The 24,048-nt window shown below is 63.1% G+C and carries 25 protein-coding genes; 14 read left to right on the forward strand and 11 right to left on the reverse strand.

Features of this window, described 5'->3' with window-relative positions; genetic code table 11:
* Nucleotides 1-34 precede the first annotated feature (34 nt).
* From JKL45_RS05190 to JKL45_RS05215, 6 genes are all read right to left on the reverse strand, one after another.
* Nucleotides 35-1,669, reverse strand: a complete 1,635-nt coding sequence (locus JKL45_RS05190) for an ABC transporter ATP-binding protein (RefSeq protein WP_201860047.1) — start codon at nt 1,667-1,669, stop codon at nt 35-37.
* Nucleotide 1,670: 1 nt separating this feature from the next.
* A complete protein-coding gene (locus tag JKL45_RS05195) occupies nt 1,671-2,816 on the reverse strand; it encodes an ABC transporter permease subunit (protein WP_201860048.1) in 1,146 nt (381 codons plus the stop codon).
* Nucleotides 2,817-2,824: 8 nt separating this feature from the next.
* Entirely contained in the window at nt 2,825-3,745 is a 921-nt protein-coding gene (oppB, locus tag JKL45_RS05200; protein ID WP_201860049.1) for an oligopeptide ABC transporter permease OppB, read from the reverse strand.
* A gap of 84 nt (nt 3,746-3,829) precedes the next feature.
* Nucleotides 3,830-5,416: a peptide ABC transporter substrate-binding protein gene (locus JKL45_RS05205; RefSeq protein WP_201860050.1), complete on the reverse strand. Its 1,587-nt coding sequence runs from the start codon at nt 5,414-5,416 to the stop codon at nt 3,830-3,832.
* Between the two features lie 169 nt (nt 5,417-5,585).
* Complete coding sequence (locus JKL45_RS05210; RefSeq protein WP_201860051.1) at nt 5,586-6,020, reverse strand: GlcG/HbpS family heme-binding protein; 435 nt, start codon at nt 6,018-6,020, stop codon at nt 5,586-5,588.
* 43 nt (nt 6,021-6,063) lie between these two features.
* Nucleotides 6,064-7,290 (reverse strand): urate hydroxylase PuuD, encoded by a 1,227-nt coding sequence (locus JKL45_RS05215; RefSeq protein ID WP_201860052.1) that lies wholly within the window; start codon nt 7,288-7,290, stop codon nt 6,064-6,066.
* 204 nt (nt 7,291-7,494) lie between these two features.
* Between JKL45_RS05215 and uraH the strand changes: the two genes are divergently transcribed.
* From uraH to JKL45_RS05245, 6 genes are all read left to right on the forward strand, one after another.
* Nucleotides 7,495-7,848 (forward strand): hydroxyisourate hydrolase, encoded by a 354-nt coding sequence (gene uraH, locus JKL45_RS05220; protein WP_201860053.1) that lies wholly within the window; start codon nt 7,495-7,497, stop codon nt 7,846-7,848.
* A gap of 2 nt (nt 7,849-7,850) precedes the next feature.
* On the forward strand, nt 7,851-9,290 hold the full coding sequence (gene puuE / locus JKL45_RS05225) for an allantoinase PuuE (RefSeq protein ID WP_201860054.1): 1,440 nt from the start codon (nt 7,851-7,853) through the stop codon (nt 9,288-9,290).
* Between the two features lie 78 nt (nt 9,291-9,368).
* Nucleotides 9,369-9,815 carry a peptidoglycan-binding protein LysM gene (gene lysM, locus JKL45_RS05230; protein ID WP_201860055.1) on the forward strand — a complete coding sequence of 149 codons (447 nt, stop codon included), beginning with the start codon at nt 9,369-9,371 and terminating at the stop codon, nt 9,813-9,815.
* Between the two features lie 66 nt (nt 9,816-9,881).
* Nucleotides 9,882-10,199, forward strand: a complete 318-nt coding sequence (locus JKL45_RS05235) for a rhodanese-like domain-containing protein (RefSeq protein WP_201860056.1) — start codon at nt 9,882-9,884, stop codon at nt 10,197-10,199.
* A gap of 137 nt (nt 10,200-10,336) precedes the next feature.
* Nucleotides 10,337-10,774, forward strand: a complete 438-nt coding sequence (locus JKL45_RS05240; RefSeq protein ID WP_201860057.1) for a c-type cytochrome — start codon at nt 10,337-10,339, stop codon at nt 10,772-10,774.
* Between the two features lie 60 nt (nt 10,775-10,834).
* Entirely contained in the window at nt 10,835-11,767 is a 933-nt protein-coding gene (locus JKL45_RS05245) for a c-type cytochrome (RefSeq protein ID WP_201860058.1), read from the forward strand.
* Between the two features lie 37 nt (nt 11,768-11,804).
* On the opposite strand, the gene JKL45_RS05250 is transcribed toward JKL45_RS05245, so the two are convergent.
* The 3 genes from JKL45_RS05250 to JKL45_RS05260 form a co-directional block, all read right to left on the reverse strand.
* On the reverse strand, nt 11,805-12,422 hold the full coding sequence (locus tag JKL45_RS05250; RefSeq protein ID WP_201860059.1) for a helix-turn-helix domain-containing protein: 618 nt from the start codon (nt 12,420-12,422) through the stop codon (nt 11,805-11,807).
* 109 nt (nt 12,423-12,531) lie between these two features.
* A complete protein-coding gene (locus JKL45_RS05255; protein ID WP_201860060.1) occupies nt 12,532-13,464 on the reverse strand; it encodes a DMT family transporter in 933 nt (310 codons plus the stop codon).
* A 167-nt stretch (nt 13,465-13,631) separates the two neighbouring features.
* A complete protein-coding gene (locus tag JKL45_RS05260) occupies nt 13,632-13,886 on the reverse strand; it encodes a CBU_0592 family membrane protein (protein ID WP_246498308.1) in 255 nt (84 codons plus the stop codon).
* 152 nt (nt 13,887-14,038) lie between these two features.
* Here JKL45_RS05260 and JKL45_RS05265 point away from each other — a divergent pair, with 152 nt between their 5' ends.
* Nucleotides 14,039-14,851: a UDP-2,3-diacylglucosamine diphosphatase gene (locus JKL45_RS05265; protein WP_201860061.1), complete on the forward strand. Its 813-nt coding sequence runs from the start codon at nt 14,039-14,041 to the stop codon at nt 14,849-14,851.
* Entirely contained in the window at nt 14,851-15,858 is a 1,008-nt protein-coding gene (locus JKL45_RS05270; protein ID WP_281401699.1) for a glycosyltransferase family 4 protein, read from the forward strand. Before JKL45_RS05265 ends, JKL45_RS05270 begins: the two co-directional genes overlap by 1 nt.
* Before the next feature lie 6 nt (nt 15,859-15,864).
* Here the strand turns inward: JKL45_RS05270 and JKL45_RS05275 are convergent, their stop codons facing one another.
* The gene (locus tag JKL45_RS05275) at nt 15,865-16,398 is read right to left on the reverse strand and encodes a hypothetical protein (protein ID WP_201860063.1); all 534 of its coding nucleotides are present in this window, start codon (nt 16,396-16,398) and stop codon (nt 15,865-15,867) included.
* A gap of 114 nt (nt 16,399-16,512) precedes the next feature.
* Here JKL45_RS05275 and JKL45_RS05280 point away from each other — a divergent pair, with 114 nt between their 5' ends.
* Entirely contained in the window at nt 16,513-17,694 is a 1,182-nt protein-coding gene (locus JKL45_RS05280) for an MFS transporter (RefSeq protein ID WP_201860064.1), read from the forward strand.
* Here JKL45_RS05280 and dgcA read toward each other — a convergent pair.
* Complete coding sequence (gene dgcA / locus JKL45_RS05285) at nt 17,664-18,647, reverse strand: N-acetyl-D-Glu racemase DgcA (protein WP_201860065.1); 984 nt, start codon at nt 18,645-18,647, stop codon at nt 17,664-17,666. The two genes, JKL45_RS05280 and dgcA, sit on opposite strands and share 31 nt — an antisense overlap.
* A 121-nt stretch (nt 18,648-18,768) precedes the next feature.
* Here dgcA and JKL45_RS05290 point away from each other — a divergent pair, with 121 nt between their 5' ends.
* From JKL45_RS05290 to JKL45_RS05310, 5 genes are all read left to right on the forward strand, one after another.
* Nucleotides 18,769-19,878 (forward strand): ABC transporter permease, encoded by a 1,110-nt coding sequence (locus tag JKL45_RS05290; protein ID WP_201860066.1) that lies wholly within the window; start codon nt 18,769-18,771, stop codon nt 19,876-19,878.
* 4 nt (nt 19,879-19,882) lie between these two features.
* A complete protein-coding gene (locus JKL45_RS05295; protein WP_201860091.1) occupies nt 19,883-20,683 on the forward strand; it encodes an ABC transporter ATP-binding protein in 801 nt (266 codons plus the stop codon).
* Nucleotides 20,684-20,691: 8 nt separating this feature from the next.
* Nucleotides 20,692-22,269, forward strand: a complete 1,578-nt coding sequence (locus JKL45_RS05300) for an MlaD family protein (RefSeq protein ID WP_201860067.1) — start codon at nt 20,692-20,694, stop codon at nt 22,267-22,269.
* A gap of 24 nt (nt 22,270-22,293) precedes the next feature.
* Nucleotides 22,294-22,953, forward strand: coding sequence for an ABC-type transport auxiliary lipoprotein family protein (locus JKL45_RS05305; protein WP_312896910.1), 660 nt, complete (start codon nt 22,294-22,296; stop codon nt 22,951-22,953).
* A gap of 92 nt (nt 22,954-23,045) precedes the next feature.
* A protein-coding gene (locus tag JKL45_RS05310) for an IS5 family transposase (protein ID WP_201860069.1) occupies nt 23,046-23,803 on the forward strand; the annotation gives its coding sequence in 2 pieces (ribosomal slippage) (nt 23,046-23,379 and nt 23,379-23,803; 759 coding nt in all).
* Nucleotides 23,804-24,048 lie beyond the last annotated feature (245 nt).

The raw sequence follows: 24,048 nt of genomic DNA on the forward strand, positions 1-24,048 counted from the left end.
GTCAAATCCACGCCATGGTCTCTGGTTCCAACCCTCAGGAGGCCAGGGGCTGGATTGCCGCCTCGGTCTTGTCGCCCTTGGTGAGGAAGGCGGCCGCGATCAGGTCGCGGGTGTATTCCTCGCTGGGCCGGTCGAAGATCTCCTCGGCCGTGCCGCGCTCCACCACCTTGCCGCTCTTCATGACCATGATCTCGTCCGAGAGGGCGCGCACGACGGCGAGGTCGTGGCTGATGAAGACATAGGCGAGGCCATGAGCCTTCTGCAGGTTGCGCAGAAGCTCGACGATCTCCTTCTGCACCGAACGGTCGAGAGCCGATGTCGGCTCGTCGAGAACCACGAGCTTCGGATGCAGGATTATGGCGCGGGCAATCGCAATGCGCTGGCGCTGGCCGCCGGAGAACTCGTGCGGGAAGCGGTTGCGCCACGCGGGATCGAGTTGCACCTCGTCGAACGCCTGGGCAGCGCGTCGATCGCGCTCCTTGCGGGAAATGCTCGGCTCATGGACGAGGAGGCCCTCGGTCACGATCTCGCCGGCCGTCATGCGCGGGGAGAGGGAGCCGAAGGGGTCCTGGAACACGAGTTGCAGGTGCCGCCTCAGAGGCTGCATGCCATGGCGATCGAGGGGCATGAGGTTGCGGTCCTCGAAGCGGACAAGCCCGGAGGCCGGCTGCAGGCGCAGGATGGCGCGGCCAAGCGTCGACTTGCCTGAGCCCGACTCTCCCACCACGCCCACCGTCTCGCCGGCGCGAACCCTCAGGCTCACGTCATCGACGGCGCGAAGCACATGGGTCGCCTTGCCGAAGAAGCTCTTCTCCAGGGTGAACTGAACCGACATGTTCTGCGCGTCCAGGATCACCGGAGCGTTGGGCGCAACAGGTTGTTTGCGGCCGGTCGGCTCGGAGTCGATGAGCATCTGGGTGTAGGGATGCTTAGGGGCCGCAAAGATGTCGGCGGTGCGGCCGCTTTCGACAACCTCACCGCGTTTCATCACATAGGTCCGGTCGGCGAAGCGGCGGACGACACCGAGATCGTGCGTGATGAACACGATGGACATGCCGAGCCGCTTCTGCAGATCTGCCAGCAGTTCGAGGATGCGGGCCTGGACCGTCACGTCGAGGGCCGTTGTCGGCTCGTCGGCGATCAGCACGTCGGGATTGTTGGCAAGCGCCATGGCGATCATTACGCGCTGACGCTGGCCGCCGGACATCTCATGCGGGTAGGCGTCGATCCGGCGGGCAGGATCCGGGATGCGCACGAGCTCCAGCAGCTCGATGGCGCGCTTGCGCGCATCGGCCTTGCTCAGGCCGCCATGGGTGGTGAGCGGAAGAGCAAGCTGGTCACCGATCCGGTAGAGCGGATCGAGCGACGTCATCGGCTCCTGGAAGATCATCGTCAGTTTGGAGCCGCGGTAGTGGTTGAGCCTGCCGGGAGAAAGGCCGACCAGCTCCTCGCCGCGATACTTGACCGAACCCTCAGCCCAGCCGTTCGAGGCGAGCAGGCCCATGACCGACATCATGGTCTGGCTCTTGCCCGAGCCGGATTCGCCCACGATGGCGACGGTCTCGCCCGGGTTGATGTCGAGGTCGATGCCCTTCACCGCATGGAGAATGCCGTCGCCGGTGCGGAAGCGGACATGAAGGTTGCGAACGGAAAGAACAGGTTCGGCCATGTCAGCGATCCTTCGGGTCAAGAGCATCGCGCAGGCCATCGCCGATGAAGTTCAGGCAGAACAGGATCGCGACAAGCGTGATGGAGGGATAGATCAGCATCCAGGTGGCGCCCTGGATGTTCTTGGCGCCTTCCGAGATCAGAACGCCCAGGCTGGTATAGGGCTCCTGAACCCCGAGCCCCAGGAAGGAGAGGAAGCTCTCCAGCAGGATCACCTTCGGCACGAGAAGCGTCATATAGACGACCACGGGTCCCAGGGTATTGGGGATCACGTGGCGCCTGATGATGCCCTTGCTCTCGACCCCCAAGGCCTCGGCGGCCTGGACATATTCCTGCCGCTTGATCGACAGCGTCTGCCCGCGGACAATGCGGGCCATGTCGAGCCACTCGACCGCGCCGACCGCGATGAACATGAGCACGAAATTGCGGCCGAAGAACACGACCAGCATGATGACGAAGAAGATGAAGGGCAGCGAGTACAGAATGTCGACGACGCGCATCATCACGAGGTCGATCCGTCCTCCGAGATAGCCCGAGGTCGCGCCGTAGATCACGCCGATGAGGATGGCCACGAAGGTGGCGAGCAGGCCGATGGCGAGCGACACCTGACCGGCCTTCATGGTGCGGGTCAGGAGATCGCGCCCGTTGGTATCCGTGCCGAAGAGGAAGTGTTGCCGCTTGAGCGGCACATCGACAACGAGACGCTGGCCATCCTGTTGTTTCTCGACGACCTTGGCGGGCCCGAACAGGTCGGAGCGCTCGAAATAGGCGAGAAGCCGCTCGTCGATCGGACGGGAGCTGGAGCTTACGAGCGTCATGTGAGCGACGTCGCCGTCGATGGTGATATTCTCGGCCTTCGCGCGAACGCGCGCTCCGATGCGCTCAATGTTCGGCTCGATCTGGTCGGCCTTGGGATAAGCCTCAAGGCTCGCAGGCACCTTCACGTAGTCCGGATAGACCCGGTCGAAGGGGTGACCGGTGAGGAACGGTCCGAAGATACAGGCGAGCGCGATCAGCCCCAGCACGATGATGCTTGTGAGAGCCGCCCGGTTGCGGACGAGACGCCCACGGGCTTCGGCCCAGAGGGAACGTCCGGTTGTGACAGGTCCCGTCATGGTCTCGACGGGAAGAACGGCGCCTTCAGCCATGGCGGACCTCACTCGTAGCGAATGCGCGGATCGATAAGGGCGTAGAGAATATCGACCACGAGGTTGAAGAGCAGAACGAAGACGGCAACCACCACGACCGTGCCCATCACGAGCGTGTAGTCGCGATTGAGTGCGCCTTCGACGAAATAGCGCCCGATCCCCGGCAGGCCGAAAATGGTTTCCACCACCACCGATCCCGTCAGCAGGGCGGCTGCCGCGGGGCCGAGATAGGATACCACCGGCAGAGCAGCGCCGCGCAGGGCGTGGGCAACAATCACCCGGGTGGGGAGGCCCAGCGACCGCAGGGTGCGGATATGGTTCGACCGCAGGTTCTCGATCATGGCCGCGCGGGTCATGCGGGCAACGACCGCAACCTGCGGCAATGCGAGGACCAGAACCGGAAGGATGAGGTTGCGCAAATTCCCGTTGCCCCACCCGGCAACCGGCAACCAGGCCAGCGCTAGGCCGAAGACGATCTGGAAGATCGGGGCCACCACGAAGCTCGGAATGGTCAGGCCTAGTGCGCCAAAGCCGGTGACCAGATAGTCGATGGTGCTGTTCTGGCGCAAAGCGGCGATGGAGCCGAGGGTGGCCCCGACGATGATGGCGAAGGTTAGAGCCAAGGCTCCTAGCGTCATGGAAACAGGCAGTCCTTGAGCGAAGAGCTCGCCAACCGAGAAGTCACGGAGGATGAAAGAGGGGCCGAAATCACCCTGCAGAACGGACCCCAGATAAAGCAGGTATTGCTGAATGAGCGGCTTATCGAGCTGATAGATCCGGTTCAGGTTCTCCATCACCTTGGCCTCGAGGGGCCTCTCCAGATCGAACGGTCCGCCAGGAGCAAGCCGGATCAGGAAGAAGGAGATCGTGATGATGATGAAGAGGGTAGGGATGGCCGATAAAAAACGGCGAAGGATAAAGGAGAGCACGGCAAGCTCCTCCTGCTGCTACAGCATAACAGTAAAAGAATAGGGCGGCCTGAAGAACAGACCGCCCCTTTGTCAGAATTATTTTTACTGCGTCTTCGACAGGAACCGCGACGGATAGACGCCGCGCGTATTCTGCACGAAGCCTTGGATCTTCGGCGAGATCAGGTTGCTCTTGCCGTAGTACATGATCGGGATCCAGGGCATATCCTTCATGGCGATTGCCTCGGCCTGCCTCATAATGTCGGCGCGCTTCTTCAGGTCGAGTTCGGTCGCGGCCTGATCGAGAAGCTTGTCGAACTGCGGGTTGTTGTACTTGCCCGCGTTGAAGCCCTTGTTGTCGCTCTTGAGCAGGAACAGGAAGTTGCTCGGATCATTGACGTCAGCGATCCAGCCGTAGCGGGCCACGTCGAAATCGCCGCCGTCGCGCAGGTGAGCGAAGTGGGTCTTGCCGTCCGTGTTGATGAACGAGGTTTCGACGCCGGCCTGCTTCCACTGCTCGGCAATAGCGATCACCGAGTTGCGGTTGTTGTCCGTGGTGTTGTAGCGGACCTCGACCTTCAGCGGCTTTCCGGGGCCGAAGCCTGCTTCCGTCAGAAGCTTTTTGGCGGCCTCTTCACGGTCGATCGGAGACTGGTCCTTGTAGCTCATGTAGGCCGGCTCGCCATAGTTGCCCACGCCCGGAGGCATGAACGAGTAGCCCGGCTGCATAGTCTGGCCCCAGATCTGCTCGGCGACGAACTCGCGATCGATCAGCATGGAGAGGGCCTGACGCACCTTCACGTCGTTGAAGGGCGCCTTGGACGAGTTCACGATGAAGAACCAGGTGCCGAGATACGGACCCAGCCTGACCTGCTCCTTGAAGCGCTCCTTGAGCGCCTTGATCTGGTCGGCCGGAAGCTCATCCATGCTGTCGAGTTCACCGGCTTCATAGCGGCGCACGCCGGCGGCAAGGTCAGGATGCGGGATGAAGTTGACCGTGTCGATCTTGACGTTTTTTGCGTCCCAATAGTTTTCGTTCTTCACGAGTTTGATGTGCGAGTTCGGAGCGAACTCGGCAAGCTTGTAGGCGCCGTTCGACACCATGTTGCCCGGCTTCACGAAGTCCTTGCCGAACTTCTCGACCGAGGCCTTGTGCACGGGCAGGCTGGTTTGGTGGGTCAGCAGCTCGATGAAATAGGGGGTCGGGGACTCGAGAGTGATCTCGACCGTCTTCGCATCGACGGCCTTCACGCCCAGTTCTTCGACTTTGGCTTGGCCCTTGTTGATCTTCTCGGCGTTCTTGATCGGGTAGAGGATGTTGGCGTACTTCGAGCCCGTCGCCGGATCCATGATGCGGCGATAGGAATAGACGAAGTCCTCAGCCGTGATCGGATCGCCGTTCGACCATTTCAGGCCACTACGTAACGTAAAGCGATAGGTCTTGCCGTCGTCGCCGATTTCCCACTTCTCAGCCTGTCCTGGAACGGCTTCTGCTTTGGCGTTGTAGGCCACGAGACCTTCAAGCATGTCGCGCAGAATGTGGGATTCCTGGACGGTCGACGTCTTGTGGGTGTCGAGCGTCTCCGGATCGCCGGTATTGCCGCGGTTATAGACGACTTGGGCGACCGCGAAGCTCGAAAAAGCTACCGTTGCGGCAGCCGCCAGAGCGGTACGTTTCAACCATGATGACATTGGACGCGTTCCCTTTCTGATTATCTCAGGGTTTTTTAAATGTTTCGGTCAAAGCCGGTAAGGCAGTAACCTTGTCCTATTTGTTGATCAATCAACTGTTTATGTCCAGTACTATCCAAAAAATTAAGGAATTACTGGGATAACAAGGGGTTGAGCCTGTGAAGACGGCTCAGGCGCCCGTGTCGAAGACCAGACCGACGGCCTCGATCCCGGCGGCGGCGGCGATCTCGTCATTGTCGGATGTGTCGCCTGAAACGCCCACCGATCCCAGGATCCGGCCCTGACCGTCCTTGATCAGCACGCCGCCCGGAACCGGGACGAGCTGTCCGCCCACCGCGTGGGTGGCGGACGCGATGAAGTAGGGGCGGTCGGTTGCCATCTTGTGCAGGGCGCGGGAGCCGATGCCGAGCGCCAGGGCGCCATAGGCCTTGCCCATGGCGATCTCGGCCCGCTTGATGCTGGTGCCGTCCTCCGCCAGGAGGGCCTTGAGCGCGCCACGGTCGTCATAAACCACCACGGCGAGAGGCTTGAAGGATTTCTCCCGCGCCGTCTTGAGGGCGGTGGCGGCAATTTTCTGAGCTGCTTCCAGGGTGAGTTCGGTCACTCGTCTTCTCCATCATAGATTGCTGGCCGCACGATGCGGAAACTCATCGGGTGGCCGTGTCGCGGGCCGCCAGCCAGGCTGCCACAGCCCTACGCTCGTCGAGGGTCATCTCGGTGATGTTGTTGGGCGGCATGGCATGGGTGAGCACGCTCTGAACCCGGATCATGTCCCGATGCCGCTCGATCTCTTCCGGCGTATCGAGGCGAACGCCTCTCGGGGCGATTGCGATGCCGTCCCAGACGGGCTCTGCCGCGTGGCACATGGAGCAGCGGGACTGGATCGCCAGGACAGCCTCGTCGAAGGAAGCCGTCACGACCTCAGGCGTCGCATCGGCCGGAGCCCCGGCCAGATTGGCATAACCGGGCTTGCCGATGATCGAGAGCCATATCGCGGCCCAGAGGCAGAGCGCAGCCAGGGCCCAGGTCCACCAGGGCGAGCCCTTGCCCGCATGCTGCGAGTTGAAGAAATGCCGGATCGCCGCGCCGGCAATCACGATCAGCCCCACGATGGCGACCGAATAGGTGGACGACCATGCCAGGGGATAGTGGTTCGACAGCATCAGGAATATGACGGGCAGCGTCAGGTAGTTGTTGTGGGTCGACCGGAGCTTGGCTTCCTTGCCGAGCTTCGGGTCGGGAATTCGCCCGGCCAGGAGGGTGGCCACCACCTTCTTCTGGTTCGGGATGATGATGAAGAAAACGCTCGCCGACATCCAGGTGGCGATCATCGCGCCCGTGTGCAGAAAGGCGGCGCGCCCGTTGAAGACCTGGGTGAAGGCGAAGGCCGCCAGCAGGATGTAGACGAAAAGCACGGCGCCCAGCAAAAGCCCATTCCGTCCTAGCGGGGAGCGGCACAGGCCCTCGTAGACGATCCAGCTGAGGGCAAGGCCGCCGATGCCGATGGCTGCAGCCTGCCAAGGCTCGAGGGCGCGCACGGCCGGGTCGACGGTATAGAGATCGGCGTGGAGATAATACACCCAGACGATGAGGAAGAACCCGCTGATCCAGGTGGAATAGCTCTCCCACTTGAACCAGGTCAGCTCCTTCGGCAGTTCGGGCGGCGCAACGAGATACTTGCGCATGTTGTAGAACCCGCCGCCATGGACCTGCCAGGCCTCGCCGCCAACGCCTTCAGGCAGACCGTCCCGCTTCTTCAGGCTGAGGTCCAGGTGGATGAAGTAGAAGGACGAGCCGATCCACGCGATGGCTGTGATCACATGGACCCAGCGGATGATCTGGCTGATCCATTCGGAGATTTGCGGGTCGATCATGCAGCTGCTTGATTGATGAAGGAATGCTTAGCCTAGGGCGGCGGCTGGGTTTGCGATAGGCCGTGGCGGCAGCTTTTTCAACAGGAACCCTGTCCGGAGAATCCTCCCTTTCCGCGCGGCGTCAGTGGATGCGGCTTGACGCGGAACGCTCAGGCCCGAAAGAGTTCCAGGCTCGTTCCGTCCCTTCTCTATCCGCGAGGTTTCATGGGCCGCCTGTCCACCCACGTTCTGGATACCGTCAACGGCAAGCCCGCCCGCGGCGTCGCCATCGAGCTGTTCGCCATCGAGGGCGAGGGGCGCCGCTTGATCCTGCGCACCGTCACCAATGCGGATGGGCGCACGGATGCGCCGCTGATGATCGGCGATGCCTTCCGCATCGGCACCTATGAGCTCGTTTTCGAGATCGGGGCCTATTTCAAGGCGCTCGGGTCCGCAATGGCCGATCCGCCGTTCCTGGACGTCGTGCCCATCCGCTTCACTATCGCCGAGCCCGATGGCCATTACCATGTTCCGCTCCTCGCCTCCCCCTGGAGCTATTCCACCTATCGAGGAAGCTGACCATGCCGACCTCCTATCCCCGCGACCTCGTCGGCTATGGCCGCAACGCTCCACATCCGCGCTGGCCGAACGGCGCCCGCATCTGCGTGCAGTTCGTGATCAACTACGAGGAGGGCGGCGAGAACAACATCCTTCATGGCGACCGCGCCTCCGAGGCCTTCCTGTCGGAGATCGTCGGCGCTCAGGCTTGGCCCGGCCAGCGGCACATGAGCATGGAGTCGATCTACGAGTACGGCTCCCGCGCCGGCTTCTGGCGCCTGTGGCGGATGTTTACCGAACGCGGCATGCCTGTCACGGTCTATGGCGTTGCCACGGCCCTGATGCGCAACCCGGAAGCGGTCGCGGCCATGAAGGAGGCCGGTTGGGAAATCGCGAGCCATGGGCTCAAGTGGATCGACTATCGCGACTTCTCCTCGGAGGAAGAGCGGGCGCATATGAAGGAGGCGATCCGCATCCACACCGAAGTGACGGGCGAGCGGCCGCTCGGCTGGTATACGGGCCGCACCTCGGAGCACACCAATCGCCTCGTGGCGGAGGAGGGCGGCTTCCTCTACAGCGCCGATTCCTATGCCGACGAGCTGCCCTACTGGGAGCAGCACGGCGACAGGCAGCAGCTCATCGTGCCCTATAGTTTGGACGCCAACGACATGCGCTTTGCGACGCCGCAGGGCTTCAATGCGGGCGACCAGTTCTTCGCCTATCTGAAGGACTCGTTCGATACGCTCTACGCCGAAGGCGAGACTGCGCCGAAAATGCTCTCAGTTGGTCTCCATTGCCGTCTCGTCGGGCGTCCCGGGCGAGCAGCGGCGCTGGCGCGCTTTCTGGACTATGTCGCATCCCATGAGGATGTCTGGGTGGCCCGTCGCATCGATATCGCACGCCACTGGCTCCGGCAGCACCGCCCGGCAGGACTGAAGCCCAGCACCATGACCCGTGCGCTCTTCGTGGAGGCCTTCGGCGACATCTTCGAGCATTCGTCCTGGATCGCCGAGCGCGCTTTTGACGCCGGCCTCACCACCGGGCAGGACACGGCCGAAGGGCTTCATGCCGCGATGGTGCATGTGCTCTCGGGCGCAAACCACGGGCAGAAGCTGGCGCTGATCAATGCCCATCCGGATCTTGCCGGACGCCTCAAGCTCGCCGATCTCACGGCGGATTCCCGCAACGAGCAATCCTCCGCGGGGCTGACCAGCCTGACGGAGGAGGAGCGCGACCGTTTCCTGGCCCTCAACGACCTCTACAAGGAGAAATTCGGCTTCCCGTTCATCATGGCGGTCAAGGGGCGTTCCAAGGACGAGATCCTCACGGCTTTCGAGGAGCGGCTCGAACATGACCCGGAGCGGGAGTTCGCCACGGCCATCGTGCAGATCGAGCTGATCGGGCTTCTGCGGCTCAAGGATCGGCTGCCCTCGCTGGCGGATGTGTTCTCGAGCCTCGCCTAGAGCGGAACCGTTCGGGCCCCTGCGCGTCATCGTCTCAGCTTGGCTGTCTACAGCTGGGCACAGTGAGAGGAGGACGACATGGGTCTGTTCAAGTTCATCAAGGAGGCCGGAGCGAAGATCTTCGGCGGAAGTGCCGCCGCGGCCACCCCGGAGAAACTGCAGCAGGAGGTCCAGGGACACGGCTTCGATGCAAGCAAGCTCGGGATCCAGGTCGAGGGCGACAAGGTAAAGCTGTCGGGCCAGGCCATGAGCCAGGAAGAGGCCGAGAAGCTGATCCTGTCGCTTGGCAACACCTATGGCGTGGCCGAGGTCGACACTTCCGAACTCCAGATTCAGCAGCCTTCGGCCGAGTCCACCATGTACACGGTGCAGAAGGGCGACACGCTCTGGGAGATCGCCGAGAAGCACTACGGCAAGGGCAAGGGCGCGAAGTATACGGAGATCGTCAAAGCCAATTCGCCCCCGGTCAAGGATCCCGACATGATCCAGCCGGGCTGGGTGCTTCGGATCCCCCCTCTCGCCTGAGAGCGGCCTGATTGCGCTCCTCCCTGTGATCCCGGTATGAAACACCGAACGCAGGGAGGACTTTTCATGAGCGAAGCGCCGCAAGTCATCGATCTCGACCGCGAGGCCATCAAGCAGGGGCTTCAGGAAGGCTCCTTCGTCCTGGTCGATGTCCGTGAGCCGCATGAGTTCGCCGCCGGCCATATTCCGGGCGCCGTGTCCCATCCGCTGTCGGTGTTCGATCCAACAACTCTGCCGGAGGGTAAGCGAATCGTCTTTTCCTGCGCGGCAGGCGTCCGGTCCGTTCGGGCCATCGAGCTTGCTCAAGGTGCAGGTCGCGACATCCGCGAGCACTACAAGGGCGGGTTCAAGGATTGGGCTTCTGCGGGCGAGCCCGTTGAGTGAGACTCCAGACCCCGCACGATCACATAGATGTGTTCTAAAGTAGAGTGCTCAAGCTTGTGAACTTATGCGCTAATGTTGCCCCGCCGAGGATGGTTCGTCAGGAGCCTGTCTATCGCGCCCATGAGGGAAAAACATATATGAAGCGTACAATGTTCGTCGCCAGCCTTCTGGCGATCGGAGTGACCGCCGCCATTGCCCAGAGCAATGTGGTCGAGCAGCGTCAGGCTCTGATGAAGGAGATGGGCGCGCAGACCCGGCCCATCGGCGCCATGATGCGCGGGCAGGAGCCCTTCGATCTTGCCAAAGTCCAGGCCGGCCTGAAGGTGTTTGCCGAGAACCCCAAGAAGTTCGTCACGCTCTTCCCGGAAAGCTCGAAGAACGCGGAGAAGACCGAGGCCCTGCCGACAATCTGGGAGAACAAGGCCAAGTTCGAGTCGCTCGGAAATAAGATGAGCCAGGACGCTCAGACCGCTATGACGACGATCAAGGACGAGGCCTCCTTCAAGACCGAGATGCCCAAGGTGCTTCAGAACTGCGGTGCCTGCCATAACGAGTTCCGTAAGAAGACCTCCTGATCGGACAATGCTGAGTAATGGGCGGCCTTTGGGCCGCCTATTTCATTTGGAGAGCAGGCGATGCGTAAGGCGCTCATCGGGCTGGTTGCCCTGATTATCCTCGGCGTGATCGGCTTCGTGGCCCTCACCTCGCCGTCGGCCTATCGCTTCATCCGCGCTGAAGCGCACACACCGGATGCCAACCGGACCCCGAATGCGGAGAACGGTCGCGTCCTGTTCTTCGCTGGAGGCTGCACCTCCTGCCATGCCGTTCCCAACAACGACGACAAGCTGCGGCTCGGCGGCGGCTATGCCCTGAAGTCTCCCTTCGGCACCTTCCATGTCCCGAACATCTCAGCCCACAAACAGGACGGCATCGGCTCCTGGACGACGGCGGACTTCATCCGCGCCATGCGCGAGGGCGTGTCTCCGGATGGACGCCACTACTATCCGGCCTTTCCCTATACGTCCTATCAGCGCATGAATGCGGAGGACCTTTCCGATCTCTTCGCCTTCATGCAGACGCTGCCCGCCGTCGAAGGCCGGGTGCGGGATCACGAACTGCCGTTCCCCTTCAACATCCGCCGGGGTATTGGCTTGTGGAAGCTGGCCTTCCTTGACGGACAGGTCTTCACGCCGGATGCATCGAAATCGGCCAGCCTGAACAGGGGAGCCTATCTGGTGAATGGCCCTGGACACTGCGTCGAGTGCCACAGCGAGCGCAATGTTGCCGGCGCCATCATCGAGGAGCGCCGCTTCGCCGGTGGTCCTGACCCGGAGGGCAGGGGCGTCGTTCCCAACATCACGCCGCACCAGACCGGCATTGGCGGCTGGAGCCCTGAGGAACTGGCGACACTGCTCAAGACCGGCGAGACGCCGCTGTTCGATACGGTCGGCGGACCGATGGGCGCCGTGGTCGCCAACACGGCCCAACTGCCCGACGCGGACCGTCAGGCCATGGCGGAGTACCTTCTGTCCCTGCCGCCGAGGCAGGGCTTCAAGGGGGCTGAATAAGCTGTGGAAGAGCCTGGGGATGGGTTGAGGACAGACCTCAATCCATCACGGCGGCTTTGAGGATGCAGACCATGGTGGCGCGGCCGGGCTTGTCGCCGATGCAGCGCACGGAATGGGGGCGGTCGCAGCGATAGCGCAGGCTTTCGCCGGCCTTCGCCTGCTGGACGACGCCGCCCACCTCGACCTCGAACTCGCCCTCGAGGACCGACAGGCATTCCACCGAGCCGCGCTGGTGGCTGTCGGAATCGAGCACGCCGCCGGGCTCCGACTGCACGTCGTACCATTGCAGCCACTCGATGGTCTTCAACCAGCCAATGATGGCAAGCCGCATCTTGCCGTCCTCGGAAACGAGGATCGGCGTGTCGGCCTTGGACGACTTCTCGATGAAGGGCTCCTCGTCCCCTGAGGCCAGAACCCGCTCGATCGAGACGTCGAGGGCCTGGCTCAGCCGCCAGATGGTGGCCAGCGTCGGGTTGGTCTCGTTGCGCTCGATCTGGCTGATGATGGACTTGGCGACCCCGGACTGCTCGGCAAGCTCCGACAGAGACAGGTTGTAGGCCTTGCGCAGGCGCTGGATCGTCTTGCCCATGTTGCCGGACAGAACCTGCGCGCCCGTTTCCAGCTCCCTGCTCCGCTCTTTGCCCTCGACGCCCATTGCTGCCTCTGTTCTGAAAAACCGTACGCTCGTTCCTCAAAACGGTTGTGGGGTAATCGGCAGGGCGGGTCAAGCGCTGCCAAGGCATGGTCGTCTCTAGCTGAGGCTTTCAGACCCCTGGCCGCTGGGGCGAAGCCTGGAATTCCTTGGTGCGCAGCAATCCGAGCTGGTGTTCGCGCCACACGATGAACAGGCCTGTCGCCGCCACGATGGTGGCGCCGGTAAGCACGGTCGCGGTGGGCAGGTCCCCGAACACGAACCAGCCGAACAGAAGCGCCCAGATCATGGTGGTGTACTCGAAGGGGGCAATGACGGACGTGTCCGCGAAACGATAGCTCTGGGTGAGCAGGATCTGCCCGATCCCACCGAGGATCCCGGCAACCACGAACAGGGCCCAATCCTGGGCATCGGGCATGCGCCAGCCGAAGGCGATCGTGCAGAGGGACAGGACAGACGCCAGGATGAAGAAATAGAACACGATGGCGCCCGTCTTCTCAGTGGCCGTCAGGCGGCGAACCTGGATCATGGCTCCTGCAGAGCAGAAGGCGCCTGCGAACGCGCAGATCGCTCCCAGGCTCGGACCGGCAGCCAAACCGCCTGAGAAGGTCTCAAGCTTCAGATAGGGCGCGAGCATGATCAGGACGCCCACGAACCCGACGCCGACGGCCGTCCAGCGATAGGCCCGAACCCGTTCGTTGAGGAGAAGCGCCGCCAGGATCACGACGATGAGCGGGGAGGCATATCCGATGGCGATGGCGTCATGGAGCGGCAGGTAGGACAGCGCTGCGAAGCCGAGATACATGCCGCTCGTGCCGATGAAGCCGCGCTTGAAATGCCCGACTACGTTCTTCGTCCTAACCGCATTGATGAGATCCCCCTGCCATTTGAGCCAGACCAGAAGCGGCAGCAGCGCGAAAGCCGAGCGGAAGAACACGACCTCTCCCACGGGGTAGCGGATCATCATCGTCTTGAGCGTCGCCGACATCATCGTGAAGACGAGGGCGGAGAGGACCTTGAGGGATATCCCTAGGAGAGGTTTCACAGGAGGCGCATCGTCATGAGGCTGGCATGGGCGAGGGGAGTGCAGACAACCACGGTCAGGCGGCCGCGTGAAGCCTCATTCAGGTCGAAAGCCCCTGCGCCGGGTGCATGGGCTCGAACTCAAAGACCTCTTTCCGTGTTGCGATGAGCCATGATGCCGAAGCATTCTCAGGCTGCCCCGGGTTTCCTTATGCGTGAGCGTATGTAGCCTAAAGGCGTAAGAACAAGCCAAGCGGCCTGCGTCACGAAGGACGCCAGATTGAAATCGAAGATCAGCGAGTAAAGAATAAGAAGCGCCCCAAGGGCATTGAGAAGAGCGTAACGCAGATCCTCCACCTTCAGAATACCGATCTGCAGCAGGCCGTAGGCGGACAAATAGGCTGCAACGCCCACGAGGCCTACGATGTCAGGCACGCTCATCATGATCTCCGTCCAATCCGCGACGGAGCCTCTATGGCAAATCGAGCCGTGTTGGAATCGATTTTGTGCACCGTCACAAATCTGCAGGGAAACCGTCACGGGGACGAGACGCGAATCCGGTCTGGCTGGAACCGGCAAACTCGTCGGGAAAGCCCATGGCTCAGGATCCAGATCCCATACGCGTGCGAACGCTGTTCCTGTCGGACCTCCATCTCGGCACCAGGGGGTGTCAGGCAGAGGCCCTGCTCGACTTCCTCAAGGCCTATGATGCGGACACCATCTATCTCGTCGGCGACATCGTCGATGGATGGAAGCTGAAATCGGGCTGGTACTGGCCGCAGGCGCATAACGACGTGGTGCAGAAGCTCCTGCGCAAAGTCCGGAAAGGCGCCCGCCTCATCTACCTTCCCGGCAACCACGACGAGTTCCTGCGCGACTATCTCGGGGTCAATCTTGGGGGCATCGAGCTGGCGGATTACGCCCTGCACGAGGCCGCCGACGGCAAGCGCTACCTCGTGATCCATGGGGACCAGTTCGATCTCGTGGTCCGGCACGCCCGCTGGCTGGCGCTCCTCGGGGACGGCGCCTATACGGCCGCCCTCTTCATCAACACCCATCTCAACATGATCCGGCGCCGGCTCGGGCTGACCTACTGGTCCCTGTCGTCCTGGGCCAAGCTGAGGGTCAAGAACGCGGTCAACTACATCAGTCGGTTCGAGGAACTGCTCGCAGCAGAGGCCGGGCGCCATGAAGCCGACGGCGTGATCTGCGGGCATATCCACCATGCGGTCATGCACGACCAGTTCGGGGTCGCATATGTGAACACCGGCGACTGGGTCGAGTCCTGCACCGCCGTGGTGGAGCATTACAACGGCTCCTTCCAGCTGGTCCGGTGGACGGATGTCCAGCTGGAGAAAGCTGCAGAACAGAACGTCATGAATCCTGCGGTCAGCGAGAGGGCCGCTTGATGCGCGTGCTGATCGCTACCGACGCCTGGCGGCCGCAGATCAACGGCGTGGTGCGCTCGCTGGAGCACATGGTCGAGGAGGCGCCGCGCTATGGCGCCCAAGTCGTCTTCCTCACGCCGGAGCGCTTCCGCTCCCTTCCCATGCCGACCTATCCGGAAATTCGTCTCTCGCTGACACGGCCAGGGACCGTCGCCCGCATACTCGACGAGGTGAAGCCCACCCATGTCCACATCGCGACCGAGGGGCCGATCGGTCTGGCCATGCGCCTCGCCTGCGCACGGCAGGGACGGGCTTTCACCACCAGCTATCACACGCGCTTTCCCGAATATGTTGCAGCCCGGACGCCGATCCCTGAATCCTGGTCCTACCAGGCGCTTCTGCGCTTTCATCAAAGTGCTCGCGCCATGATGGTGAGCACACCCTCTCTTGAGCGGGAACTGACGGGACGTGGCTTCAGAAACATCATGCGCTGGACCCGCGGCGTCGACACCACTCTGTTCCGGCCGCGCAGGGAGCGGGTTCTGGACGCGGTGGCACCGGTCTTCCTCTATGTCGGCCGCGTTGCCGTGGAGAAGAACCTGGAGGCCTTTCTGAGGCTGGACCTTCCGGGCACCAAGGTGGTGGTCGGCGATGGCCCTTCGCGCCGGGAGCTGGAGGCCAAATACCCTGCGGTCCGCTTCCTCGGCCCACTGACGGGCGAAGATCTCGCGCGGGTCTATGCCTCAGCGGATGTGTTCGTCTTCCCGAGCCTCACCGATACGTTCGGCATCGTCCTGCTCGAGGCGCTCGCCTCCGGACTGCCCATCGCGGCCTTTCCGGTGACGGGGCCCATGGATGTGATCGGCGCGTCCGGCTGCGGAATCCTCAAGGAGAGCTTAAGGGAGGCAGCCCTTGAGGCGCTCAGCATCCCCAAAGATCGGTGCCGGGCTTATGGGGAAACCTTCACTTGGCACGAGAGCGCCCGGCAATTCTTCTCCAACATCGAGATCGCCCACGCAGGGCCTTAGCCTTCGCTACATCAGGAGAGCAGGGTGAGGATGGAGGTGCCGGGCCTTCTCACCGTCGAAAGGGCCGGATTCCAACGAGACGGTTGTCCGTTCGATCTCGACCTTGTCGAGGTCGATCATGTGCTGGATTCGCCCTTCGACATAGAGGATCGTCTGGATCATGTGCCGGATGCGCTGTTCGGCGGCCTGCTGAAGCTCCGCCTCCGACAGGTCGGCTGACTCCGTCGCGGAGAAGGATCGCACCTCCTCCATGGTCCGCCGAATGGTGGCGGCCATCTCCTCCAGATAGGCCTTGAGCGGCGCCACGGTGCTGGCGTCGAGCGGGCTGTCCTTCAGTTGATACAAGGCCTCCAGCACGGCCTGGGTATCGGCATTGCGGTTGCGCCTGGCGTATTCCTTCAGGAACCAGCGGCCGCGGGCAGTCTCCATGACGGCGGCTTCGATGGTGTCGAAATCCAGGTCGCTGAGCGTGACGTCTGTCTCTTCATCAGGCATGGTGCCGGGATCCATCTGCGCCAGGGGCTGATTCCACTCTCTCATCAGATGGGTCCAAAGCCGGTGCACGCTCAACCCCTCTAACGCTTTAGAGAGGGGGTCTTGCACCGTATTCTTGTTGATTTGCGCCATTTTCGACCCCGGAAGACCCCCTCGGCGATGCGTCCGCTCACTGCTCTCGAATTCCGGCTGGGCTCCCTTCAGGCCGCAAGCTTCACCAGCCATGGGATGTACCTGCCGTTCTTCCCGCTCTGGCTGCAGAGCAAAGATCTGTCCCCGACGCTGATCGGGTTCGTGGTCGCCATTCCCATCATCGTGCGCATTCTGGCGACCGCGCCGCTCATGAGCCTCGCGGATCGCTCCTTCGGGGCGCGGCGGCTGCTCCTGGCGAGTCATCTGGGTCAGCTGATCGGCTTTCCCCTGTTCCTGCTCAGCGACAGCAGCGTCGCGATCATCGCCCTCGTGGCCCTCGTGGCCGTTGCGCAATCCTGCATCATTCCGGGCAACGACCTCGTCTCCACCAATGCGGTTCAGAAGCATCCAGGCTTGAACTACGGCCGGATCCGGGGTGCCGGGTCGGTGGCCTTCTTCGTGACAAACATCATCGGCGGCTATCTGGTGGGGGCTTTCGGGGCGGATGCCGTGATCGTTGCACTGACGCTCATTCCGGTCTTGGGCACCGTCGCCACCCTCATGGTGGTTCCTCACGACATTCCCGAACCCTCGGTCGAAGCTGAGCCCAGGAAGGACAGCGCACCTCCGAAACTGTCGACGATCCTCTGGATCGTACTGATCGCGGGTGCAGCGACCCAGGGCAGCCACGGTGCGCTGAACGCCTTCGCCAGCATCTACTGGCGCTCCATCGGCTTCTCCGATGAAGTCATCGGCTATTTCTGGGCCGCCGGCGTGATCACCGAGATCCTGGTCTTCCTCTTCCTTGGCCAGGCGGTCGGGCGCGGATCGGGCGTTGGGCTCATCCTGATCGGGTCGGCCGCGGCGGTGGTCCGCTTCACGATCATGTCCCTCCAGCCCGGCATCGAACTCATGTTCGTGCTCCAGGCCATGCACGCCCTGTCGTTTGCCGCGACCCATATCGGCACCATGGCGGCCCTGACGGCGCTTGCCCCCATGCAGGCCAGGGGCCGGGCGCAGGGCATCTACGGATCGCTCGCGGCCCTGACCACGGCCGTCTCCACCATGGTGAGCGGTCTGATCTACAGCGAAGTAGGGGCGGGCGTCTTTGCCGCGATGGCTCCCTTGGGCGCCATCGGGGTTCTGCTGATGCTGATCGTCGTACGGATGCAGAAAAATCAGCCCCAGAGGGCGGGCTCCGGCGGATAGACGATGCTGCCCTCGTAGCGCAGGCCCGGCTCGCGGTCCTTGGCCAGCAGGAGCGGGCCGTCGAGATCGACGAAGCGGGAGCGGGGCGCGAGCACCAGGGCGGGCGCCATAGCGAGCGAGGTGCCGACCATGCAGCCGATCATGATGGAAAAGCCCTTGGCCTCCGCAGCATCGGCCAGGGCCAGGGCTTCTGTAAGGCCTCCGGTCTTGTCGAGCTTGATGTTGACGAGATCGTAGAGCCCCACTAGCCGGTCCAGGCTCGCCCGGTCGTGCACGCTCTCGTCCGCCAGGATCGGCACGGGACGGGAGATACGGCTTAAATAACCATCCTCCTTGGCCGGCAGGGGCTGCTCGACCAGGGCGTAGCCGGCCTCGGCGCAGGCGGCGAGGTGCTGTTCGATATTGGCCTCGGTCCAGCCCTCGTTGGCGTCGGCGATCAGAGTTGCCTGGGGGGCCGCCCGGCGCACGGCTTTGATCCGCTCGATGTCACCGTCGGGAGCGCCGAATTTCACTTTCAGGATCGGCCGCTCTGCAGCCTTTGCGGCGGCCTCGGCCATACCGTCCGGCGTGTCGAGGCTGATCGTGTAGGCGGTGGTCACCGGCGGCCAGCGGGTGAGGCCTGCGGTCACATGGGCACGGATGCCGGAACGCTTAGCGTCGAGATCCCAGAGGGCGCAGTCGACCGCGTTGCGGGCCGCGCCTGCAGGCATCAGGCTCTGGAGCGCCTCGCGGGTCAGGCCCTCCTCGATCTGGGGGCGGATGGCCTCGATGGCCGCCGCCACGCCCTCGACCGTCTCACCATAGCGCGGGTAGGGCACGCATTCCCCGTGCCCGACGGCTTCCCCTTCCCTGATCGTGGCGGTGACCACCACGGCCTCGGTGCGGGAGCCCCGGGCGATGGTGAACTTTCCCGCGATGGGAAAACGGTCGATGGAAACGGTGAGCTGACGCATTCTCTTGGCTTCTCTTAGTGAAGTTCGTCTCGACTTGTGGCGCAATGACACGCTATCACCAAGCGGAATCAATGCCGAAGGGACTATCGTGGCGCAGGGCACCCAGGCTCAAGAGCCGGATATGACGATCGACCGTGCAGGCGGGCAGACGACGATCCGTCTGTCCGGTCCCTGGACGGCGCCGCATGCCCAGCGCGTGGAGGCTCTCATTGGTGAGATCGAGGCGGAGGCTGACAGCTTCCCGGTGCTCTTCGATCTCAGCGGTGTCCAGCGTCTCGACACCCTCGGCGCCTGGACTCTCGACCGAACGCGCCATGAGCTGTCGGCCAAGGGTCGGGCCGATTTCGCCAATGCCTCGCCGGAGCAGAAGATCCTCCTGGAGGAGGCGGCCTACCGCGACTTCGAGGACCAGCCGAAGCCCCGGCATGCCCGCTCAGTGGATTTCCTCGTCGATGTGGGCCAGAGCGTGGCCGGGGCCGGCAAGGATCTGGTCGGCGGCGTCGGCTTCCTGGGAGAGCTTATCTCGGCGATGGTGCGCGTGGTCATCCATCCCCGCCGCTTCCGGGGCACGGCGGTGATCAACCAGCTGGAGCAGATTGCCTATCGGGGCGTGCCCATCATCGTGCTGATCTCGTTCCTGGTCGGCTGCATCGTGTCCCAGCAGGGTATTTTCCAGCTGATCAAGTTCGGCGCGACACCCTTCGTCATCGACCTCATCGGCATCCTGGTTCTGCGCGAACTGGGCGTGCTGCTGACCTCCATCATGGTGGCTGGTCGTTCGGGCTCGGCTTTCACGGCCGAGATCGGGTCCATGAAGATGCGCGAGGAGATCGATGCCCTGAGAGTCATGGGCCTTGATCCCATCGAGGTCCTGATCGTTCCGCGCCTCCTGGCGCTGATCATCGGCCTGCCGCTCCTGACCTTCATCGCGTCCATCGCGGCCCTGGTGGGCGGCGGCCTGACCACCTGGGTCTATGGCGGCATCAGCCCCGATATCTTTCTCGACCGTCTCAGGGCTGCGGTGAGCCTGAACACCTTCCTGGTCGGTCTCATCAAGGCGCCCTTCATGGCGGTGGTCATCGGGATCATCGCGACTCTGGAGGGCATGGCGGTCGCCGGCTCCGCCGAGTCGCTCGGCCGCCACGTGACCTCTTCGGTCGTGAAGGCCATTTTCATGGTCATCGTGCTCGATGGCCTTTTCGCCATGTTCTTTGCAGCGATCAATTACTGAGATGATGCTCGAGCGCCGCCATCCCGACCCGACGAAGAACCGCGAGGTGATCATCCGCGCCCGCGACGTGGAGGTCGGCTTCGGGGAGCGGACCATCCTCAAGGGCCTCGATCTCGATGTGTATCGCGGGGAGATCCTGGGTTTCGTCGGAGGCTCCGGGCAGGGCAAGTCGGTCCTGACCCGCGCCATCCTCGGACTCGTGCGCAAGCGGGCCGGCACCATCGAGGTGCTGGGCCGAAACCTCGACGAGCTGTCGTCGGACGAGCGCCGGCAGCTGGAACGCCATTGGGGCGTTCTGTTCCAGCAGGGCGCGCTCTTCTCGGCGCTCACCGTCAAGCAGAACATCCAGGTGCCCATGCGCGAATACCTGCGCCTGTCGGACCGGTTGCTCGACGAGTTGGCCATGCTCAAGATCGAGATGGTGGGCCTGAACCCGGATGCGGCCGACAAGCTGCCCTCCGAGCTGTCGGGTGGCATGATCAAGCGCGCGGCCCTGGCCCGGGCGCTGGCTCTCGATCCGGACATCGTCTTCCTCGACGAGCCGACCTCCGGCCTCGACCCCATCGGCGCCGGCGAGTTCGACGACCTGATTGCGACGTTACAGCGGACTTTAGGCCTGACCGTATTCATGGTAACGCATGACCTGGACAGCCTTTATTCGGTCTGCGACCGGATAGCGGCTTTGGGCGAGGGAAAGATCCTTGCGGAGGGTCCTATCGAGGCGATGCTGGCCTCGGACCATCCGTGGCTTCGCTCTTATTTTCATGGGAAACGGGCACGCGCGGTCATGGCCGGCGGCGCGTAAGGGCAACGATGGAAACGCGTGCAAACTACGCCTTGATCGGTCTCTTCACCCTGGCGGTGATCGCGGCGGCCTTCGGATTCGTCTACTGGTTCTCCGGTGGCGAGCGCGGGCAGGCGCGCCAGACGATCCGCATCGTGTTTTCGGGCTCGGTCTCGGGCCTTTCGCAGGGCTCGAGCGTGTCCTTCAACGGCCTGCGGGTCGGCGATGTCTCAAGTCTTGAGCTTCTGCCCGAGGATCCGCGCCGGGTGGTGGCCATCGCGTCCGTCAACAGCAGCACGCCGATCCGGGCCGATACCCGCGCCCGTTTGGAATACCAGGGCCTAACCGGCGTCGCGAATGTGGGCCTCACCGGCGGCGAGGCGGGAGCGCCTCCGCTGGTCGCCGGCCCCGGCCAGCCCATGCCGACGATCTTCGCCGACCGCTCCGATTTCCAGGATCTCATCGAGAGCGCCCGCAACATCGCCCGCCGGGCCGATGACGTGCTGGAGCGGGTCGGCCGGGTGGTCTCCGACAACGAGGCATCGGTCAGCCGCACCATCCAGAACGTGGAGCGCTTCTCCCAGGCTCTGGGCGAGAACGCCGAGGGCATCGACCGCTTCCTGGCCCAGGTGGGGCAGGCGGCCGAGAAGGTCGGGCCCCTGGCTGAGAAGCTCGAGACGCTCGCCACCAACGTGGACACGGTTGTGCGGGCGGTCGATCCGCAGCGCGTGACCCGAATCGTCGAAAACGTGGAAGGCTTCACCCAGACCCTGGGCGCAAGCCGACAGGCGTTGGAGAGCACCCTGCGCAATACTGACAGCCTCGTGGCCCGCCTCAACGAGACCGCCCCGAAGCTCGACAGTGCCGTGGGCGACATCTCGAACATCGCAAAGGCCATCGACCCGGCCAAGGTCGGCCGCACCGTCGACAAGGTCGAGGAGGTCGCAAACTCCATCGATGGGCAGCGGGTGTCCCGGATCGTCGAGAACACAGACAACTTCACGAGGGCTCTCGGTGAAAACCGCGAGACGATCAACAATGCCCTTCGGGATGCCGCAAGCCTGATTGCGTCTCTCAATGTAACGGCGCCCAAGCTGGACAGAGCCGTTGGTGAGATCGCCGAACTGGCCCAGGCTGTCGACCCGGCCAAGGTGGGCCGCACCGTGGACAATATCGACACCTTCACCCAGACCCTGAGCCGCCGCAGCCCCGACGTGGACAAGGCGATCCAGGAGGCCCGCTCGATCACCGAGAAGCTGAACAAGTCGGCTGACCGCATCGACGGCGTCCTGGCCGGAGCCGAGAAGTTCCTCGGCTCTGCCTCGGGGGAATCCGGCAAGGGCGCCTTCGACGAGATCCGCGCCGCCGCCATCTCGGTGCGTGAACTGGCCAACGATCTGAACTCCCGGACCGAAGGCATTCAGGGCATTCTCGGCGGTGTGAATCGCTTCACGGAATCGGGCCTGCGGGAATACGAGGCGCTGGCCGTGGAGGGGCGCCGGACCCTCGGCGACATCAGCCGCGCGGTGCGCAGCATCGAACGTAATCCACAGCAGTTTCTTTTCGGTGGCCGTTCGAACCTCCCCGAGTACAATGGACGCCGTTAAGTAACCAGTATGCGTGGATCCTCCGTGGTAACTCCCCAGATTGCACGAGCCTGCCTGCTCCGGCGTCTTGTTCCGGTGGCGCTGCTGGCTGCCCTGACGGGCGCCTGCTCGTCGGGTCCTGCACCGGCGACCTTCGATCTCTCGGCGCCTTCATCCAGAATTCGAGGTGCGTCCGGCGTTCAGGTTCTGGTGAACGAGCCCGCGGCCCTGCAGCAGCTCTCGACCCAGCAGATCCTGGTGAAGGATACCAGTGGCTCCGTGTCGTTCATCGGAGGAGGGCAGTGGGCCGACAACCTGCCCCGCCTGATCCAGACCCGCCTGATCAACACCTTCGAGAACTCTTCGCAGCTGCGGGGGGTCTCACGCCCGAGCAGCGGCGCGGTGGCGGACGTCCAGCTCGTGTCCGAGCTGCGGCGCTTCGAGATCGCGACTCCTGACAACCAGGCGGTCGCCGAAATTTCCGTGAAGATCGTCAGCGACCGGGATGGCCGCATCGTCAATGGCCGGATCTTCCGCGCCAATATCCCGGCCAGCGCCATTGACGCCCCGAACGCGGCCCGCGCCCTCGACGAGGCGCTCTCGGTCGTCATGCTCGACATCGTCCGCTGGGTCAGCGGCAGCCAGCTGCCGCGCCGCGAGGACCCGGCCGCCGCTGTGGCGGGTGAGGATAAGGCGCCGGCTTAGAGAGCCAGCCAATCAATCCATCAAGTCTAGGCTCAGGACCTATTAATTTGAGCTGAGTTGTGATTCAGAGCCTCCGTTCGAGGAGGCTCTGAATGGGTGATTTGTTTCTGCTCAGTGAGCGCCAGCTGGCGCGGATCTCACCGTACTTCCCGCTGGCGCACGGGGTTCCACGCGTAGACGACCGGCGGGTGGTCAGCGGGATCGTGTACGTGATCCGCAACGGCCTGCAATGGAAGGACGCTCCCAAGGAGTACGGGCCGCACAAGACGCTCTACAACCGGTTCATACGATGGAGCCGGCTGGGCGTATTCGACCGGATCTTCGCCGCCTTGGCGGGTGAAGGTCCAAAGCCGGAGCGGATCATGATCGATGCTACTCACCTGAAGGCGCACCGGACTGCGGCGAGCCTGCTCAAAAAGGGGATGTTCCCCGCCGTATCGGGCGCACGAAAGGCGGCCTGAACTCCAAGCTCCATGCCGTCTGCGATGGCGCCGGCAAGCCGATCATTCTGCTTTTGTCAGAAGGGCAGATGAGCGACCATAAGGGTGCTCGGCTCGTCTTGGGAGCGCTGCCTTCTGGCGCAGCGCTGATTGCCGACCGAGGTTACGACAGCAACTGGTTCCGGGAGGCTCTTGCCGACAAGGACATCACGTCCTGCATTCCGCCCACGAAGAGCCGCAAGGTGCCGATTGCCTATGACAAGACGCTGTATCGGCAACGGCACAAGATCGAGAACATGTTCGCCAAGCTCAAGGATTGGCGCCGGGTCGCGACCCGTTATGACCGCTGCGCTCACACCTTCTTCTCAGCCATCTGCATCGCGGCGGCTGTCGCCTTCTATCTCAATTAATGAGTCCTGAGCCTAGTTCCAGTGGATCGTCATGCCCGGGCTTGTCCCGGGCATCCACGTCTTTATAGCGCCGTGGTTCAAAGACGTGGATGGCCGCAACAAGTGCGGCCATGACGAAGAGGGTGTCATCCCGGCGCACGAAGTGTGGGAAGGAGATCCATGATCACGCTAAAGCGCTTTTGGTCTCAGTGTAGGGCATAGCCGGCATGCCTGATCCAGCCTTTGGCATCTTTTGCCGTGATGGT

Source organism: Microvirga soli, assembly GCF_016734765.1.
Lineage (GTDB): Bacteria > Pseudomonadota > Alphaproteobacteria > Rhizobiales > Beijerinckiaceae > Microvirga > Microvirga soli.